The sequence below is a fragment of the Kordia sp. SMS9 genome (genome assembly GCF_003352465.1).
GTDB lineage: Bacteria > Bacteroidota > Bacteroidia > Flavobacteriales > Flavobacteriaceae > Kordia.
On sequence record NZ_CP031153.1, the window covers coordinates 2,977,505 to 2,995,390 of the forward strand.

Sequence of the window (17,886 nt, forward strand, 5' to 3'; positions counted from 1 at the left end):
TTTCAAATATTATAAAAAAACAAAACCGCGTAAAATTCATGTTTATGCGGTTTTTTTGTTACATACAAGAAGCTGCTGGCTTCGAATTTATCTTCTAATTAAAACATCACTTCTCATAATACGCTTTCATGTTTTCATCCACAAAAAAGACAATACCATTTTGCTTGACTTTCATCAGCGTGACTTCATTTATGGAATATTTATTGTATACGATTCTTTTCAAAACTTCATAGGTTTCCGTTGATTTTTTCCCGGTTTTTAAAGAAAATAATCGTACGTTTTTTTTATCGCCAAACATAAATACACCTTCATAACTTTCGTAACGATCAAAAGTTGCAGGAAAAACTTCAGTTCCTTTTGCATCGAAAAAACCATATTTTCGATTTGCTTTTACTAAGAAATATTGTTTCGATTTATATGATGGAAACCGAATATCAGCATAGAGTGGCGGAATAATTTCACGATTCTCCTTCAAATCATACACGCCAATTTTAGACCAATCTTCTTTTGAAAACGTATAAAACCGATCATAGGAATTGTATTTTTCTCGAAAATTATAACCATTGTCAACCAACGATTGGTAGCGTTTTCTTTCTATTGCTTCGTTCGGATTATCGGGCATAGCATGCACAGTTTCTTCAAAGTCTTCATCATCGTCATTTCTAGCAAGTTTACCAGCTAAAAGTCCGTAAAATCGCTCTGTTACAAGGTATTTGGTTTCTTTGGCATTACTCACGCTCCAAACCACAAAAGATTGGTTTGGTTGTACTGTTTTAGGAAGTTTGATACGAACATTTGCTTTGGCGTGAATCAACTCGTTGCCGTTAAACTCCCAATCTTCTCGCAAATTAGAAATAGATTGAAATTCATTAATATACCTGATTTGATCGTATTCAACAGGAATTTTCACCTTGCCAGAAAGTTCCAAAATTCCAATCTTGTTTGCCTTTTGCGCCACAATATAATCGTAATGTGCGCTTAAAGTATCGTATTCAATTGCTGTCAGCTTTGTATTCCTGTGTAGAATCCCAAATTTTCCTTTATTGTTTTTGGCGATGTAATATGCACGAACATCTGAAATTTTAGCTTCATTCAGTTGTTCGTATACTATAGGAACGACGGCTTTTCCTTTCATATCAATCAATCCCCAAAAATCTCCTTGTTTCACCAAGGCTTGTTTGGAGTTTTCTGTGTCGTCTAAATAGTGTGAAAAATGGGATACACTATCGTATACGGCTTTGATTTCAGCATTTCCATTCATGGCTTTAAATCCCCACTTATCACCAACTCTGTTTGGAATCAAAATTTCATTCTGACCTATTAAGAACGTATAACTAAAGATGAAAAGAAAGCTTATTATTTGTTTAATTTTTGACATCAATCTTGATTTTTTTTGATTCTTTTACTGTTTTTATTTCACTTGTATATCTGTAAGATCGTGTAAAAATATCTAACTTAATCACTTCACCTTTGGGCAAATTATACGAATCGAACAAGTACGAAGTATCTATATCTGATTTTTCATCGATCACCAACGTACAAATATTTCCTGCTCGTGCATCTGAAGTCATATACATGCTCAATTCACGTCCATTTTCTTGGTGTTTTTTGATAAAAACAGGCGTTCCGTATACCGAACAATTGTCTTTCGTTTGCTTTGTGGCGATTTCTACTTGAAACGTATCATTCTCAATCCTGCCTTTAAGTGCTGTTTTTTCATTCTGAAGAAAAATAAACTTTTCACCTTCAGTATCAGTCACATCATACAATTGTAAATACATGGCACTTTTATCGTCCCAATAGGCTGTGTATGCATCTATTTTAGCGTCGCTCTTTCCATAAAAGGTCTTAAAAGAAGTTTTGTATTCACTCTTATATTTTAGTTTTGTTGTTTTGGGTATATTTTTCAATGTGGATACAGGAATCGTGTCCATTCTTGAAGCTTCATAACATGTGTCTCTTTCTTGTTCTACAGCTTCTGAAACGCTGAGAAGTCTGTCAAACTTAGATTTTAGCCAACCTTTTCTTTCTTCTCGATACCGAATAAACTCTGTGCCATATTCTATTGTGTTATTAACAACGGCGATTACTTTTTTCTCTTTAGGAATGCCGTCTAAAAGGTTCAATTCGTGTAGAAAATCGGTAATTCGATTGCTTTTCTCTTGAGTGCCAACCCAAATTTCCATGTCTAAAAAAGAAGGTGACAAGCGGTATTTTTCAACAGCAACTCCATGGATCGTCTTTTTTTTGCCTGTTTTTGTGAATCCGCCATTTTTAAAAAAGTTTGTATACGGAGTAAAGACCAACACGCCTTTTGCTTTGCTCACCACTACTTTGTATTCAGGCATTAAAATAATATCTTTTGAAGCGTTCCGATCGGCAAGTTTTGGCGTTTCACGCAAGTGAAAAAAGTAATATTGGTCGTAAAAAACTTCATGAAAAAATAGTTCGTTATAATATTTTCGAGGAGACTCAAAAGTGGAATAAGTTACTTTCACATTTCTTTCAGGATAGTTTGCGAAATGTAAATTGCGAATTCGAAAATCACTATGTCCAACATCTACCCGCAACCCTTGCGCTGATAGTGAAAAACATGAAAAGAACAGGAATAATAAAAAATGATGAAGTTTACAAGGCATTCGTACGGTTTTATACCGCAAAATAAGATTTCTAATACGATACTAAAAATAAAAAGCCCCGAAATTACTTCAAGGGCTTTGTCGTTGGTTGAGGTTTGGTTGTGATGTTGTGTATTTGATGATGACTAATTATTTCATTGTGAAATTGAGTTTGTCTTCAAATCTTCCAATTGATACATTACTACATCAAAAAAATGGTACATTGAATAACTTACTTCTTATGAACACCGCCAGAAACAGACTTGTTTTTTGAAACAGACTCTGGGTTTCCGTAATAATTTACATCGCCGCCACTAGAACTGCTTGCCACTAGTTTTTGAGTAACGTGAACAGTTACATCGGCGCCACTACTTGCAGAAGCATTGCAATCTTTCACCACTAAATCTTGTGCGTGAATATCGCTTCCGCTGCTGGCAGTTGCTTCTAGTGAATCTGCGATTCCAGAGATTTTAATATCTGCGCCACTTGATGTTGAACACGATACACTTTCCGCTTCTACGTCTACTTTTACATCGGCGCCACTGTTGCTTTTAATCTCAATGGTTTCTGAAAAAATTGTGGAAGTAGTATAAACATCTGCGCCACTCGTGCTGATAATTTTATCAATAGTTGGCAAGCTTACATGTATTTTTTTAGACTTACAACGCCCAATATTTTTTTCGGCGTGAATTTTTAAAACGCCATTATTGATATCTGTGGCAATCAATCCGATGACATTTTCGTCGGCTTCTACTTCAATAGAAGCGGTTTCAGCTTGTGTGATGTATACGTCTAATCCTTCCGACGCTTTTATAATGGTGAAATATTCTTCCGCGTCACGATCTTCGGTGACTACGTTTCGGTTTCCTTTAATGCCAGATCCAAAATTAAAATTACAAGAAGTCATTAAAATACTTAGGATGGCAATGGCGATAATTCGTGCTATTGTGATCATAATAGTTAGTGTTTTTGTTTGTTGATTGATGATTTTTTGATGTTGATGATAAAGTACTCACAAACAATCCAACTACCAAAACTTTTCGTTCAGTTTTAGTAGTTTCAGTCGGATTGTGAATTGCTCATTTTTTGATTGATTGATTGATTTCACACTGAGTTAAGTCGAAATGTGATGATGGTTTTTTGGTTGATTTCACTTCGACTCCACAGATATATACTGAACGAAGCCGAAGTGTTGGTTGATTGTTTTAGTTGATTGATTGATTGATTTTTGATTATCTATATTTATTATTTTACCTAATACCTAGTTCCCCGAAATACTATCATTTTTTACAGCGGTACTATCTTTTGCATTCCTTGTATTGGTAGTTGTTTTTTCAGCATCACGTTGTTTTCTAGTACTGTTTTTACGATTACTTTTTTTCGTTGATGGGCAATCCAAACATTCCAATTCGTCGTCTACCACTTGATAATAATGTTCTTCTGAACCTCTTGCTAAAATATGTCCTGAGCCTCTAGAGTTTCTATGAAATGATTTGGTGTTTTTATCTGCATAAATAATAGCACCTTCTGGTAAATACAGTACAACTTCGACTTTTTGATTGTTGTACTTATCTTCTTCATCGAATAAAAAGAAACCATCGAGTCTGAGCGTTTTACCGTCAAAATTATAATTGTACTCAATACCTTGTGCACGTTGTCTTGCATTTTGGTAGGAAACGCCACTAGCATTTTTGCTCACACGAAGACGCGCATTATCGTTTTCTGTTGGTTTTACAGTCAGTCGCACAGAGCGAGAATACAAAACGATGTTTCCATTTTCGTCATATTCTACATTGTAATCATGATCATATCTTTGGAAGCGTCCGTCAAAATCTTCATTTTTTACCATTTTCACGTTAATCGTATCATTTTTAACGATGGATAATTGTTCTTTGGTGGATACGGTTGCTTCAATATTTTGGTGCAATGCTGCACTGGAAGCGATATACGCAACACCCAAACAGGCACCAATCCATAAAACGACAAGTCCAATTTTAGCAGACGTTCCAATAGATTTCGAATTCTTCACTAAAATTTTTATTCCAAAAATGAATAATACCAATGCTGGAATTCCAACAACTAGCAATGCTAACAAACCAAGTACCCAAGGCGGTGTTTGATTCAAGATGCCTAAATCTTCATAATAAATAGATTCTTCTCCTTGAAAAATATCAAAGTCAAACATGCTAATACCAAGGGCAGACAAAATCAAGCTAATTAAAATAGAAGCTGCAGCGATGATAAAAATGACTCCGAAAAACTTACCAAATACTTTGATAAATGTTGTAATAATATGTCCTATAGAATCAAAGAAGGAAGACGCGCCACTTTTTGCTTTTTGACCAACTTGCTCAAAATTGATGTCGTTGATAGTTTCTTGAACATCATCAAGCCCTTCTTTGATTTTTTTCTCAATATTGCTGATGTTCGCGGGCTTTCCCGCCATGGCAAGTTTTTCACTTGTAGTAGTCGCTTTTGGAATAATGATCCATAAAATGAAATACACAAAAATAGGTGATCCTACTCCAGCAAATACAATAAGAACGGCTATCAGTCGTACCCATAACGCATCTACCCCGAAATACTGTGCAATACCTGCACAAACTCCTGCAATGTATTTATTGTCATAATCTCTATATAACTTGCGAGTGGTTCCTGTTCCTGTTTCAGTTCTTGTTTGATTTGTATAGTTTCCTTTAGGACCATCTTCAAAGATTTCGTCATCTACGAGATAATCTTCTGGTTGTCCCATAATGTCAATAACTTCCTCAACTTCTTTAATACCAACAACTTGTCGTTCCGATTTCATACGTTCCGAAAAAAGTTCGGCAACTCTGGCTTCAATATCCGCCAAAATTTCATCTCTTCCTTGCGAGTCTGTAAAGGAGCGTTTTATGGCGTTTAAGTAACGCTGCAAGGTCTTATATGCATCTTCATCAATATGAAAAAACATATTTGCTAAATTTATATTAATGGTCTTATTCATTAGTAGTCGTTTTTTGTTGTGTTACAAGTGATACAGCATTTTGTAAATTGTCCCAAGTAGTATTCAGTTCTTTTAAAAATAATCTTCCAGTTTCTGTGAGTCCATAGTATTTTCTAGGTGGACCAGAAGTTGATTCTTCCCAGCGGTAACTCAATAAACCTGCATTTTTCAGTCTTGTCAATAATGGATAAATAGTTCCTTCTACGACAAGCATTTTTGCGTCTTTGAGCGTTCCTAGTATTTCGGCAACATACGCATCTTGATCTCGTAAGATGGATAGGATGCAATACTCTAGCACGCCTTTACGCATTTGTGCTTTTGTGTTCTCTATCTTCATGTTTTCATGTGTCTTTTAATGATTCTGTTCGTTTTTTGATTGATGATTGATGATTGATGATTGATGATTGATGTTACACTGAGCTAAGTCGAAGTGTGATTGATGATGTTACACTGAGCTTGCCAAAGTGTGATGTTATTTGATGAAACGATATGTTAACGGATACCGATAGCGTTCACCTTCATTCGCTTTCATTGCTGCCACAATGGTATACGTAATGTTAAATGCAAAAAATAATAAAGCACCGAGTCCAGAAATAATTCCAACGAGTGATATTCCAAAAATGCGAATACCTTCTTCCACATTTATTGAAATGTCGTGAAACCAAAAAATATCCCACGTACTTACATTGTGAATGCCAACCGCAATAAAAAACGGAATACACAACATTGTTGCGGCAATCTTATAACAAAGCAGACTCAATTGAAAGTTAATTACTTCTTTTCCATGATGATCTATATAACTCGAATCTTTTTTATACATCGTCCAAAAAATGATGGGAAGTATAAAATTTCCAAACGGAAAAAAGTATTTACTAAACGACGCTACATGTAAAACTGTCGCCACATTTTTATCGTGATTTGTCAAAGTTGATTCCATTACCTATTATTTTCTTATACAAATATATGGTTAAAAAAAGGTATTATGCAAAACATAGTACTAAAAATTAACAAAATATTAACATTTAAAAGTGTGTTTAAACTATGAGTTTTTTGATTTAATTAATTGAAAATTATAATCGGCAAAACGAAACGGATAAATTTTCAAAGCCAAACGTATAAATATTTTGGTTGGCATATTGACATGAAGTTCTACATCAAAAAATACACTATTCACTCACTCAATGAGCTTCTATAAAAATCCAATTTTAAACAGTGTTTAAACAGCTTTTAAATACCATTTAAACACTGTAGATTACAAAATATGTGTATCTTTACAGCGTCACACATTCATTAAGAACACCACATCATAAGAGTATATCCAAGCGGGTACACTATTGTGGTGTTTTTTTGTGATGTGTGACAACTAACAAAGCCCGCTTGGTTTATATAGGATAATTAGCTGTTAAAACTTCGATTTTCCTTCTTCGCTTCCCAAGCTTTGCTGCATTTCCAGCATTTAATATCTTACTCACTGACTTGGTGTGCCAGTTGTATTTTTTGATGTATTTATCAAGCACTTCTGAAGGATATGAACTCAATAAGAACTTTCCTTTAACTTTTGACAAAGCATCCAAGTCTCTCTCAAAATGCTCTTTCGTGTAGCCACCATAATGACCTTGGTCAGTGTCGATATACGGAGGATCTACATAGTGAAACGTGTCTTCCGTGTCCCTACTTTGAATTACTTTGTGGGCTTTGTTATGCTCTATCTGAGTGTAACGCATTCTGTCTGATAACTCTTCTTGAAAACGATCTATCTTATTTTGTATGGTATGAGCCCTTTTTTTACGATCATAGCCCCAAGTACCTATTTTACAGCTAAAACCTTGATTGGTCACTACATAAAACGCCCATGCTCTTACAACCTTGTCCTCATCAAACAACCAAGGACATTCGTAGATAATTAATGCCTTTTTATAGGTTTCTCGGCTGTGAAGAGTTGCTTCTACCTTTTTTCTGAGGTCAAAATAGTTGTGCTTTAATACTTCGTAAAAGTTAACGATATTCATATTGTAATCGTTAATTACTTCACATTTGACTGGCTCTTTAGCCCAGTACACTGCACCACCTCCAAAAAATGGCTCTGTGTAAATCTCATGCTTTGGAATTAGAGGCAAGATATGATTTAACATACTTTGTTTACCTCCATAATAACTAATTGGCGTTTTAAGACCGCCTTTGGTCTGCTTGTCAACATTCATAATTTTTGAAATTTAAGGGGGATTAATATTAATTATTCTACTATGCTTTTGCTAGGATTTAGAATCGAACTAGCATATATTCAAATCGTATATTTTGTACAACAGATTCTATCTCTCTAATTGCTAATTGAAAGGAAGAGCTCGTTTTATTACGTACTACGTAGAAAACATCATTATCTGTATTCCAATCAGCACCTACTGAAACTATTGATCCAGCAATCATGTAATTGGATGTTTGTACATTTGGGAAATTCACCGTATACAACTGATCTAGTCCAGGGTTCCCAATTGTATAAGTTCCAGTATGCAATATTGGTGATTGTGGTATTAAAGACGCTAAGGCGTCTGCAAGTGCTTTAGGAGTAATAGCTCGTTGTGTATCTACTCCAGCAATTGCTTCATTGGTTGTAGCTAATTCTACAACTCCAGTTCTTGTTGTTGTAGCACTTCTACCATTCAATTTTTTAGGTGTGATAAACTTATCATCAACAGTAGATCCATTTGATTCATTTTGTGTCGCTATTCTCGCGATTCCTGATACTGATTCTGTTGCTTGTGGTGGAGGTGGAGATAGTACAGGTAAAGATTCTGCTAACTTTTTAGGAGTTATGATTTTTAAATCATTTACTCCCTGATCTGCTTCAGCTTGTGTCGCTATTTCAGCAATTCCTGATACTGATTCTGTAGCTGAAGGAACTGAGGTTAAAAATTCCATAGCATTAGGAATTGTAATAAAATCATTTAGCTCTACTCCTAAATCGTCAATAATAGCTGTTTGAATAGTATAAATCTGATGAGTAACACCATCTTGAAACACTTGATCAAACAATTCTGAATTTGGAGCAATTTTACTACTTAGATCTCCTTCTGTTTGCTCAAAGAACAGAAGCTCCTTATTTATGACCATCCATCCTGAAGATATCTGACCATTTTCCACAGCACATCCTGAAATGATATAATTTTGATTATCACTGGTTAAGTGTGATATAAAAGAATTGATTATTTCGAGGTATGCGAATTGCATAAAAGCAAGTGTATTTTGCTCAAATGGAAGCCCTCCTGGTTTTGTGAAATTTGCTAATAACATAATTAATATCGCTCAATTTTGTACTGTTTACCAGCTAGTTTGTAATAGTTTATTTTTGCTTTTAAAATTGTTTCATTGAAAACGTATTCAATCGGAATCCACACAATGAAATTGAAAAACTGCTCAATGAATTCAGCAGCTACATAGATAAATACAGGAGTGTTTTCAGACCTTAAAAAAACATACACTGGTTTTTGCTCATAGTCTTGGAATAAGTACGTTTTTTTCGGCTTGAATCCATCACCTATGTAAACTTTTCTTGTCTCTTGATGATTCATGGGATCATACGTTTGAACGCCAAACCATTCATTAAGCATTTTTTCCATGTAAATGACACGGCAGTCGTGTTGCATTCGATATAGTATATCTTCCTGTAACTTTATTAAAGGCGATAGCTTGGCATATAACCAAGATAGATGGATATTGGTGCGCCACTCGTGCGGTGTGTATCGTTTTGCGAGTTTCTTGTAATTATTATGCCTCCAAATCATACGGTATATAGTTTATCATTAGATCTTCTACTTTAAAATATCCAGCATCAGGGATTTGCCACAAAGCCACAGATACAAATGGAAGTCCTGCATACTTCCATTGAATATTTTCAATACTAGGCAATTTTACACCTTCAGCTTTTTGAATAGCATCACGGAAGTACTCAACAACAAAAGCACCATTGAACTCTAAATTTGCTAAGTAAGTATCAACAGCATTTTCTACTGGCTTTACTACTTCAGAACCGTTAACGCTCAATAGTTGTCCCGTTGTTAGATCTATCACTTGCGGATCTACATAAACAGTCATTTGAATTTTGAGCAAATCAGCAGGTCTATTGATTACAATTAGACTATTACCTCCATCTTTAATCAGGTTAATGTATACTTCAAATCGACTTAGCACATCATCAGCTAGTGGCTGAAGTTCATCATTATTAGTAGTTGCGATTTTGAAGATCAAGTCGCCATCAACACTTTCGAGTACAGCACACCTGTGTATTACTCTTCTAGCTTCAACATCTTCAACATCAGATGTATCATATTGAAACTGGCCGTCTAACCAAACAAGTTGTAAACCATCCAAAAAGGAAAGTGCTTGTTCACGATACCAACGTAGTGTATGCGGTCGTGAATTTTCAGCATTCTCTTCAACAATTTGCTCGTGTAACCAAATAGAATACGATACTATATAAATCCAATTACTATACATCCCTGTATTAGAGTCATTGGAAAGCAGTGGAGCTAAAACAGGAATTTCTCCTATTTTAGCTCTCATCTGCACTTGTATTTCTTCTAATGATCTTGACATACTATATTGGTCTAGTTATCCATTTAGGTGTTCCAAGAATGGTTGCAGTATTCCCTTCATCAGCATTAATTTTATCTCCTGAACTTTCTTCAATTGGATAAGTGTGTATAATCCCTCCAATCTCATAACTCATATAAAATAAATCGAATGAACCTCCATAATCCGTGATACCATTAGAGCTTATGTTTCCATAAAGAGCATCAACATTTCTTGCAGTAAAATCATTTGTCTCATAATCAATTGTGTAATTGACGTCAAATATTGTAGAACCAAATCCTGGATTTGCAAAAATTGAAACTCCATTTAGCTCCATCGGACCGAAGCGTCCAGCTGATCCATAGTAAATTATGGATAATGTATAAATTTGATTAGGATCTAGATCTCCAATCTCTCTAACAATAATGTTAGTTCCATCTCCTAGTTGAAAAATTATTTTATTTGGTTCGTTTGGAACTGGTTCTCCTTCAGGAGCACTGATACCATAGACTAATTTTAAATTTACTCCTTTTGACCCTCCCATTCTACTAATAAAATTAGCACTTTCTCCATCTGTGAGTTCTGGATCAGGACGAAAAACAATCGTTGCTTTAAAATCTTGATTTGGTTGAGGCTTAATATCTCCAAAGTTCAAATAATCAGACTCAGCTTTTCTTAGCTGAATTCCGTGATCAACATCAACGCTTACTGCTTCGCAAGTCATTTCAAAAGCACACCACTTTTCGCCGTCATAAAGTTTCAATTTGTTTTCATCTTCACTGTCTCTGATCATTAGTCCAGGAGTCGGTATTTCGATGGTAGATTTAGCTACAAGAGGAATAATTACTTCAGTAGGCTTGTCCGTTAAATCTTCATAACTACCTGTAAAGGCTACAGGAGCAAGCTCGTCCTTGTGAGCTAAACTATCAATAAGATTTCCAAACTCTTCTTGAGATGGTGTATCTCCTGTTTCAAAATATGCTTTTAATTCTTCTATTGATTTCTTCATGGTACTTTATTTTACGTTAAATGATTTTCTCCAACTTGTGTTTCTCCTATTGTAAATGCAGACAATGTAGCCTTACACCACTTATCTGTCTGATAGATGTAAATGCCGTAATTATCTTCACTATTAAAGATTATTTGACCATCGATTGGAACAGTAATAGTTGACTTAGCTACGATAGGAATTTCCAATGTCATAGGTGCATTTGGAATATCATCATAACTTCCTGTTTTACTTAAATTTGCAATATCATCCCAATGACCAAATGAATCGATTAAGTTTCCAAAGCTTGTTTGTGTAGGAACATTTCCTGCTTGAAAATATCCTTTAAGATGTTCGATAGATTGTTTCATGCTTATTGTATTATGTATTGTTCTGTTGACCAGTAACCAACACCTATTTGGATATGTGTGTCAGTTACTGGAATTACTGTTTTTAAATTGTAAAATTGTAATACATCCGTATTTGTATATTGACTTTCAGGCAAGCTTATTTTTTGTCCAGGCGTTAAATCATCGGTTTCATTTATTTGATTGGCTTTTGCGATGTCTCTAGCAGCTCTTGCATCACCATACACTTGCAAGGCGATATCAAATACGTTTTGACGATCTATGACTGTTACTGTTTTCATAGCTTATGATTCGTGTTGAGTCTTATAATCATCAAACTCTTGTTTCAACTTTCTGTATTTACCTTTCCACAACTCTATGTTCTTTCGCAAGAGGTTGATTTCGACCTCTAAAGCAATGAATTTTTCATCATATCTTTTTTTAAGATCATCTAGAGCTTCTTGATATAGGTCAATAACTGATTTTTGGTTTTGAGTTTCAGCTGCTGCTAAATCTGCTTTTCTTTTTTTTCGCTCGTAACCCCAAGCAAATAGCCCGCCCAAAGCAGTCATTAACTCAATGCCATAACTTTTTATAAATTCAATCATGGTTAAACTTTTATGGTTAATTTTTCAATTCCCTCTTCTAGATTTATTTCAGCATTCTGATATCCATCATATCCGAGCTGTACTTTTAAATCTCTCAAAAACTCAGGTTTAAAAGCATTTGTCTTTTTTAGATATCTTGAGATTCCAAAACCCGTAAGTGGATGCTCTTTAAATTCACCTTGATGCGCCTTTACAATCATCGATACATGTTGTTGATCACTTGGGCCGATGACAAAATCACCATTTACAATGGCTAGATCTCCAGTTTCATCTAATAAAAAATCAACTCTATCACTCATACGATTTGACCATTTACAATTGCTGCTCCATCTGATGTAGCTCCAACGACTTGTCCACCTCTTACGTAATTGTCTAAAAGCGTGGACATCTCTTCGGCAAATAACTGTATTGCGTGATCTTGATCTTCTTGTGCTAACATCAAATAAGACAACCCAATGATTCCTTGCTTTAATACCTCTTTATTTAGTGCCATCTAAGTAAATATTTGATTAATTTTATTAATGTTTTGTTCAATTAAAGTCTTATCACTAGGACTTACAGTTCCAATTCCTGAAGGCGTTAAAATCTTTACATTTTTAAAGACATTATGTGATGTCTCTAGAATTGATTTTAAATCTGCATTTTCATTTTTTATCTTAAACTTTCCTTGAAACATTTCAAATTCTGCTCCATCAGTACTTATATGAATTTTTTCAATTTCACTATATGAGATTATCACTGCTTCAGAAATATCATTTTCGATGATTGCGCATAACACAACACTTTCCACTTTAGGTGTAATTTTTACAAAGTTTTCTAGATCATCTTTGATTGAATGAAAACGAACACCAAGGAGTTCAGGTTTAAATTCTCTATCTACATCACAATCATTCTCACGAACCACTTTGACAGTACCAGTAGTAATGACTACTTTTTCATTTTCTTGAATTTCTTTCCCTATAAGTTGTCTAAGAAGTTCGTGCATTTATATAGCGTTTAAGTACAAAAACAATTACTAAACCAACAATAATGAGTATGAATCCAATGCCTAAAAAACCATATAAGATGAAGCTACTATCAAACTCTTCAGTTTTCTCTTTATCTTTAGCCTTAATGGTTTCAATGAGCTCTCTGTTTTGACGTGTAATTTCTTCGACAGATCCCGAAATGCATTGTGCTAGATCTACGTTACCTTGCTTGTCAAATCGCAGCACTTGTGCTGTTCCAGTGACATAGTTTTTTTTGTATATGGTTGTGTCGCGATAAGTAACTTTTGGAATCGAATAAGTGACTGTATCACCTTTTCGTTTTTTGATCGTTTCGATTTGCTCTGTGAGCTTGGTATCTGTTTTGTTTTTGATTGCCTTCTTCTTTACGTCACAAGAAGTAAATAGTAATAAAAGCAATATGATTATTCTAAACTTCATAGCTGAATTTTTTAATAGTTTCTTTAATTACAGACACATAACTTTCGATTGATTTATAATCGCGAAATGCATTAGCATCAGATCGGTTTGTCCCGAAAAACGGTTCAAGAATTAAAGTCGTTGGATTTGGATAAAATACAGCCGCAAATCCACGTTGGTGTTTTCCAAACAGCGCCTTAGCACCTCTATTTTTTCGACCCATTTTTTTCTCAATTAGATTGCAAAAAAAATCAGCAAGGCGTTTACCTTTTTGATTTTTAAAATAATACAGAGCTTCGCATCCGTTGGCTTGTTTTGATTCGGCCGCATTGAAATGCAACTCTAATACTAAGTCAAAGTTTCCGGTGTTTATCTTCTTGGCGTTTCGTTTTACCATTGAGGTATAGCCAAGATTGTAACTGTCATAATAAAATATGGTTGCTATATCTTTTAAATGAGCAGCCACCATTTTATTGAATTTCCATTCAGTAGTGTCCAAATCTCTGGAATAAGCTCCTTGTTTGAATTTTGTATGTCCTATTACAATTGCAACTTTCATAATTTTAATCCTAATTTGTTTTCTCTTAAAAATCCGTTACTTCTATCTGCTTTGATAGTCACTCCTTCGATAAGATATTTGCCATTATGTTCACTATATCTCGGATCATTAATTTCAATAGTATCTCCTGCCTTAGTTCTAGGAACTCCCCAAGTTGGTAGCGTACCTTGATAACCATCAAAACTGAGTGACTTATAATCTTTCTCTGCAAGACGCTCTAATTCTGCCTTAGTGGTTCTTGGCACAGTGATCACCTTTTCACTACCTCCAGTATCTCCATACTGACCATGTATTTTGCGTCCGCTTTCAAGGACAGACACATACTTTACTAAAAGCTTTATGTCATCCTTTTTTACAAATTTTAAGTTATTGGAAAGTGCTCTCACATTTCTGTTGATCACAACAGGATGTGGATCTGTTGGAGGTATTGAAATTGGAAAACCAACGTGTAAAACTTCTCTATTTTTAAAGAAGCTATGTAAGCCATAATTTTTACGAAGACTCTCAAGAACTTTAAATGCTGACTTGTTATCTATAGTCATTTTTCCCAAAACAACATTGTCAATAAGTTCGTAAGTATAACCAGGTGCGATCACTTTGAGTAATTGCTTTAAAGTTGCGTTTTCAAATGCTTTAGAGAAATGATTTTTTTTTAGTTTGTACATTTCATCTTCACATTTGATCTCAAGAGGTGCATCAGCTCCAATGCGTGTCACATAACCTTTAAATTCAGACACAAGCGCATCATCGTATCCAAGAAATATCTCAACTGGATCATCAACCTTAATGAAATCGGTGATGTTTTTCTTGTCAAGTGATGTAACCTTACCTTTTATGTTTGCCTTAGTGTAGGCTCTTGGTAAAATAATGGTTGCCGTATCTGAAAGTTTTTTAATTGACTGACTAATAGTTATACTATTTGCTTGATCAAATATTACATTTCCAATTACTACCTTCAGTACAATATTGTGATATAAATACCTCAAAGCTTATGGATTTCTAAGAGTGAAACTTACTGGAGTAATACTTTTAGCTACCAAAGTATATTGTACAGTATCTTGATATCCTTGTACGCCACTTATTTCAATACTCTTAAAATAAATGCTGGCAATATTTTTGTCAAAGAACTGAGTTCCCGAAGCATCGACTACACCATTGTAATCAAATAGTCTTTCGAGTTTTGTAACACTTACTTCAGGATAGTGTCTGTTTTCTACATCAATTAGCAATCCCCTCATTCGGATATTCCAAGGATTTGTTCCCCAACGTTCTATTACAACATTGTCACTATCATTAACTGGTGTTTCGATGAGTTGTTTGTCTCTTGAAAAACTGATCAGTGGAGGAGGAGCTAATATGTTACCTTCAGGAGCTTCATTCTGTTTTAAAAACGGAAGTGAAGCAAAATTGAATTCATTATTTTCAAACGTTAACTTGATACTTTCAAATTCAGGATCAATATCAGAATAGGTTTCTAAATTGTAATTTTTTCCTGATTTAGACACCTTCGGCTTGGCTTGATTTTTATTAGCAATCAAACCAAATGCCGAAGCGTATCTACTAGCTAAATCAATTGAAATTAATGTCATTGTATTAAGTCTTTTGGTTTTATACCTAAAATCCCTTTTTCTGCTAAAAATTTGACTTGAGCCCATTTTTGAGACCACTCAAGATCGGTTAACCTCTCTGGAAAAGGCACATGTAAAAAATGGCTTATAAGCGCATCTATTTTTAATATTGCATCTTTTGTGTCATTGAAGTGTAATCCTGAACAGTCTTCTAGAACTTTTTTATGCGCCCCTCCCTAATCGGCAATAACTCTGCAATAAGAGAGACAGCCGTATTAGCCAGTGCATCATCAGACATAATAACTTCCTTGTTATTAAGTAAAGAGCCTTTTAGAAGTATATCTTGTGCCCTTTTGGGGTTTTGATCAATATATTTCATATACTGCCCCATTACAGTACGAGAAGGAACTAATACAACAGCTTCCATAAATTCACTGTCATAATCGTCTAACGGAAGCTCAATAATTCTAAGCTTTTTCCTGTCATATTTTTCAAGGAAAGCTTTTCTTTCTGCATCAGTTAAGCTTTTACTACTTGACTCTTTTAGATCTTTATCCTTTGCCATATTAATTTTCGTTTTCTGAGTTATTAAATTCTATTCCTAAAACAAACATTGTATGTTGTTTGTTGAGTCCCATATCTCCTGTTACATCGCGACCTTGATCTTGAAACTTACAAGTAATCGTATCATTTATGAGCACATTGTATTCATTTAAAAATGTTACATTCACATCGAATGGACGTATGGATAATAAATCACCTCCAGCTGCTAATTCAATAGCTGCTATATCGTGCAGCATGAATGTCATAGTGCATGATGGTGTTTTAAAGCCTTGACTCCATGAAGTTGCTTCATTTTTAAGTGTTTTATTGAGCTGATGTTCTTGCTCAGTTCCATAACTAATCTCTACAACATCAACATCAACTCCATTGATGTATACTGTAACATCTCCACTATCGTATGCCTTACTATTTCTAATAACATTTGCCATTATACTTGTGTTTTGAGATTAATAGTTCCTTTGATATCATCTACAGATCCAAACGGTACAACTCTAAACTTTACATTAAGTGTTTTAGCAACTATCAAATCACTATCACGACTAACAATTGTTGTACCTGAAGATATTTGTCCAGCTTTTTCCATTTTTTCAAAAACTTCGTTTCCAATTTTCTCAAAATTTTTTACAACACCGATTGGCAACTTCCCTGTTTTTGAATCTACAGGATGCTTAGTTTTGAGCTTTTTGAGCAAAACTCTTCTAAGCTCCCTTGTAGCATGATCAAGTAATTTTCCATACGACATTGTATGTTCATTCACATTTCCTTGTTGATCACGAATAATTGGAGCGCATACATGATCATTATTCCATCTTACACCTTCCATACCTACGTATGCAAAACCAAAAACATAGCCCTTATCCTCTAAGGTTTGTAAACCAGAAAAAGCGTCTATATTTTTTTGATGAGAGGAGAGACCAGGGATAAGCCATTTCCCAAGAGCTCCATCAGTAAGATCAAAAACTTCATTATCACCAATGTTTTGACCTACTTTAGCAACAGCAAGTGTTCCTAATGCCGTTCCAACATCAGCATATAGTTGTCCATTATTCTCCAAAGTATCAGCATGATTCCAATCTTGTCCAATTACCACGCTAACTTTGGTTGCTTGAAGATTAGGAAGATCTCGCAAGCTAATACAAGATGCAGCATTTCCACTAAACCCATAACCTTCCAATAATATTTGACAAGGAAAGTGCATTTCAAAAGCCCACTTAGCTAAAGCTTGTGCTTTAGCAATAGAGTTATAGACATCATCAGGCATACCATTTAAGTAAATGATATCCTCTTCAGAGTTTACTGAAATCGCTAATTGTCTGATTTCTCCCTTGGCATGAATTAATAACTTCTTCGCCATAGCTTCTGTAGGATCTTCTAAAATATCAACCATACGTGTAACTCGATCTACGAGCATGATATACAACTTTTGTCCTTCAGACGCCATTCGATAGAATTCATTGATTTGACGATAAACCGTTACTCCATTGGTAGCATCATATTCTTCAGTAATTCCCAATGCCTCGACATCTGTCAAGTTGTAGACTTCCTCAACAGTTTTATATGGCAATTCAGTTGTGCTGACGCTTGCAAACACCATACCTGAGATTCCTGAATCTTTTGATATAGTGTTTGCACCTATTTTACCTTTTCTTAAATCTACACCATCTAAGTCAGCCATG

24 protein-coding genes are annotated in these 17,886 nt (G+C 34.8%); all 24 read right to left on the reverse strand.

Features of this window, described 5'->3' with window-relative positions:
- Window positions 1-106: 106 nt before the first annotated feature.
- The 24 genes from KORDIASMS9_RS12875 to KORDIASMS9_RS12990 all read right to left on the reverse strand — a co-directional run bounded on the left by KORDIASMS9_RS12875 (window position 107) and on the right by KORDIASMS9_RS12990 (window position 17,885).
- Window positions 107-1,378 (reverse strand): WG repeat-containing protein, encoded by a 1,272-nt coding sequence (locus KORDIASMS9_RS12875; protein WP_114903221.1) that lies wholly within the window; start codon window positions 1,376-1,378, stop codon window positions 107-109.
- On the reverse strand, window positions 1,365-2,639 hold the full coding sequence (locus KORDIASMS9_RS12880) for a hypothetical protein (protein WP_162819933.1): 1,275 nt from the start codon (window positions 2,637-2,639) through the stop codon (window positions 1,365-1,367). Before KORDIASMS9_RS12880 ends, KORDIASMS9_RS12875 begins: the two co-directional genes overlap by 14 nt.
- A gap of 211 nt (window positions 2,640-2,850) precedes the next feature.
- Complete coding sequence (locus KORDIASMS9_RS12885; protein WP_114903223.1) at window positions 2,851-3,573, reverse strand: head GIN domain-containing protein; 723 nt, start codon at window positions 3,571-3,573, stop codon at window positions 2,851-2,853.
- Window positions 3,574-3,879: 306 nt separating this feature from the next.
- The gene (locus KORDIASMS9_RS12890; protein WP_114903224.1) at window positions 3,880-5,604 is read right to left on the reverse strand and encodes a PspC domain-containing protein; all 1,725 of its coding nucleotides are present in this window, start codon (window positions 5,602-5,604) and stop codon (window positions 3,880-3,882) included.
- The gene (locus KORDIASMS9_RS12895) at window positions 5,597-5,941 is read right to left on the reverse strand and encodes a PadR family transcriptional regulator (protein ID WP_114903225.1); all 345 of its coding nucleotides are present in this window, start codon (window positions 5,939-5,941) and stop codon (window positions 5,597-5,599) included. Before KORDIASMS9_RS12895 ends, KORDIASMS9_RS12890 begins: the two co-directional genes overlap by 8 nt.
- 135 nt (window positions 5,942-6,076) lie before the next feature.
- Complete coding sequence (locus KORDIASMS9_RS12900) at window positions 6,077-6,541, reverse strand: DUF4870 domain-containing protein (protein ID WP_114903226.1); 465 nt, start codon at window positions 6,539-6,541, stop codon at window positions 6,077-6,079.
- 445 nt (window positions 6,542-6,986) lie between these two features.
- A complete protein-coding gene (locus tag KORDIASMS9_RS12905) occupies window positions 6,987-7,805 on the reverse strand; it encodes a DNA adenine methylase (protein WP_114903227.1) in 819 nt (272 codons plus the stop codon).
- A gap of 58 nt (window positions 7,806-7,863) precedes the next feature.
- Window positions 7,864-8,892: a hypothetical protein gene (locus tag KORDIASMS9_RS12910; protein WP_114903228.1), complete on the reverse strand. Its 1,029-nt coding sequence runs from the start codon at window positions 8,890-8,892 to the stop codon at window positions 7,864-7,866.
- A 2-nt stretch (window positions 8,893-8,894) separates the two neighbouring features.
- Window positions 8,895-9,245, reverse strand: a complete 351-nt coding sequence (locus KORDIASMS9_RS12915; RefSeq protein WP_162819934.1) for a hypothetical protein — start codon at window positions 9,243-9,245, stop codon at window positions 8,895-8,897.
- A gap of 121 nt (window positions 9,246-9,366) precedes the next feature.
- A complete protein-coding gene (locus KORDIASMS9_RS12920; RefSeq protein WP_114903230.1) occupies window positions 9,367-10,194 on the reverse strand; it encodes a hypothetical protein in 828 nt (275 codons plus the stop codon).
- Window position 10,195: 1 nt separating this feature from the next.
- Window positions 10,196-11,179 (reverse strand): hypothetical protein, encoded by a 984-nt coding sequence (locus tag KORDIASMS9_RS12925; RefSeq protein ID WP_114903231.1) that lies wholly within the window; start codon window positions 11,177-11,179, stop codon window positions 10,196-10,198.
- A gap of 11 nt (window positions 11,180-11,190) precedes the next feature.
- Window positions 11,191-11,529 carry a hypothetical protein gene (locus tag KORDIASMS9_RS12930; RefSeq protein WP_114903232.1) on the reverse strand — a complete coding sequence of 113 codons (339 nt, stop codon included), beginning with the start codon at window positions 11,527-11,529 and terminating at the stop codon, window positions 11,191-11,193.
- Window positions 11,530-11,531: 2 nt separating this feature from the next.
- Window positions 11,532-11,807 carry a hypothetical protein gene (locus KORDIASMS9_RS12935; RefSeq protein ID WP_114903233.1) on the reverse strand — a complete coding sequence of 92 codons (276 nt, stop codon included), beginning with the start codon at window positions 11,805-11,807 and terminating at the stop codon, window positions 11,532-11,534.
- A gap of 3 nt (window positions 11,808-11,810) precedes the next feature.
- Window positions 11,811-12,113: a hypothetical protein gene (locus KORDIASMS9_RS12940; protein ID WP_114903234.1), complete on the reverse strand. Its 303-nt coding sequence runs from the start codon at window positions 12,111-12,113 to the stop codon at window positions 11,811-11,813.
- A gap of 2 nt (window positions 12,114-12,115) precedes the next feature.
- Window positions 12,116-12,412 carry an oxidase gene (locus tag KORDIASMS9_RS12945; protein WP_114903235.1) on the reverse strand — a complete coding sequence of 99 codons (297 nt, stop codon included), beginning with the start codon at window positions 12,410-12,412 and terminating at the stop codon, window positions 12,116-12,118.
- Window positions 12,409-12,606, reverse strand: a complete 198-nt coding sequence (locus KORDIASMS9_RS12950) for a hypothetical protein (RefSeq protein WP_114903236.1) — start codon at window positions 12,604-12,606, stop codon at window positions 12,409-12,411. Before KORDIASMS9_RS12950 ends, KORDIASMS9_RS12945 begins: the two co-directional genes overlap by 4 nt.
- Window positions 12,607-13,098 (reverse strand): hypothetical protein, encoded by a 492-nt coding sequence (locus tag KORDIASMS9_RS12955; RefSeq protein WP_114903237.1) that lies wholly within the window; start codon window positions 13,096-13,098, stop codon window positions 12,607-12,609.
- Window positions 13,082-13,540, reverse strand: coding sequence for a hypothetical protein (locus KORDIASMS9_RS12960; protein ID WP_114903238.1), 459 nt, complete (start codon window positions 13,538-13,540; stop codon window positions 13,082-13,084). The genes KORDIASMS9_RS12955 and KORDIASMS9_RS12960 overlap by 17 nt, the downstream gene beginning before the upstream one ends.
- Window positions 13,530-14,078, reverse strand: a complete 549-nt coding sequence (locus KORDIASMS9_RS12965) for an N-acetylmuramoyl-L-alanine amidase (protein WP_114903239.1) — start codon at window positions 14,076-14,078, stop codon at window positions 13,530-13,532. Before KORDIASMS9_RS12965 ends, KORDIASMS9_RS12960 begins: the two co-directional genes overlap by 11 nt.
- Window positions 14,075-15,064, reverse strand: coding sequence for a hypothetical protein (locus tag KORDIASMS9_RS12970; RefSeq protein ID WP_114903240.1), 990 nt, complete (start codon window positions 15,062-15,064; stop codon window positions 14,075-14,077). The genes KORDIASMS9_RS12965 and KORDIASMS9_RS12970 overlap by 4 nt, the downstream gene beginning before the upstream one ends.
- Before the next feature lie 3 nt (window positions 15,065-15,067).
- The gene (locus tag KORDIASMS9_RS12975) at window positions 15,068-15,667 is read right to left on the reverse strand and encodes a DUF6046 domain-containing protein (RefSeq protein WP_114903241.1); all 600 of its coding nucleotides are present in this window, start codon (window positions 15,665-15,667) and stop codon (window positions 15,068-15,070) included.
- A gap of 190 nt (window positions 15,668-15,857) precedes the next feature.
- Window positions 15,858-16,211: a hypothetical protein gene (locus KORDIASMS9_RS12980; RefSeq protein ID WP_114903242.1), complete on the reverse strand. Its 354-nt coding sequence runs from the start codon at window positions 16,209-16,211 to the stop codon at window positions 15,858-15,860.
- Window position 16,212: 1 nt separating this feature from the next.
- Window positions 16,213-16,638, reverse strand: coding sequence for a hypothetical protein (locus KORDIASMS9_RS12985; RefSeq protein WP_114903243.1), 426 nt, complete (start codon window positions 16,636-16,638; stop codon window positions 16,213-16,215).
- Window positions 16,638-17,885, reverse strand: coding sequence for a DUF2586 family protein (locus KORDIASMS9_RS12990; protein ID WP_114903244.1), 1,248 nt, complete (start codon window positions 17,883-17,885; stop codon window positions 16,638-16,640). The genes KORDIASMS9_RS12985 and KORDIASMS9_RS12990 overlap by 1 nt, the downstream gene beginning before the upstream one ends.
- Between the last annotated feature and the right edge of the window lies 1 nt (window position 17,886).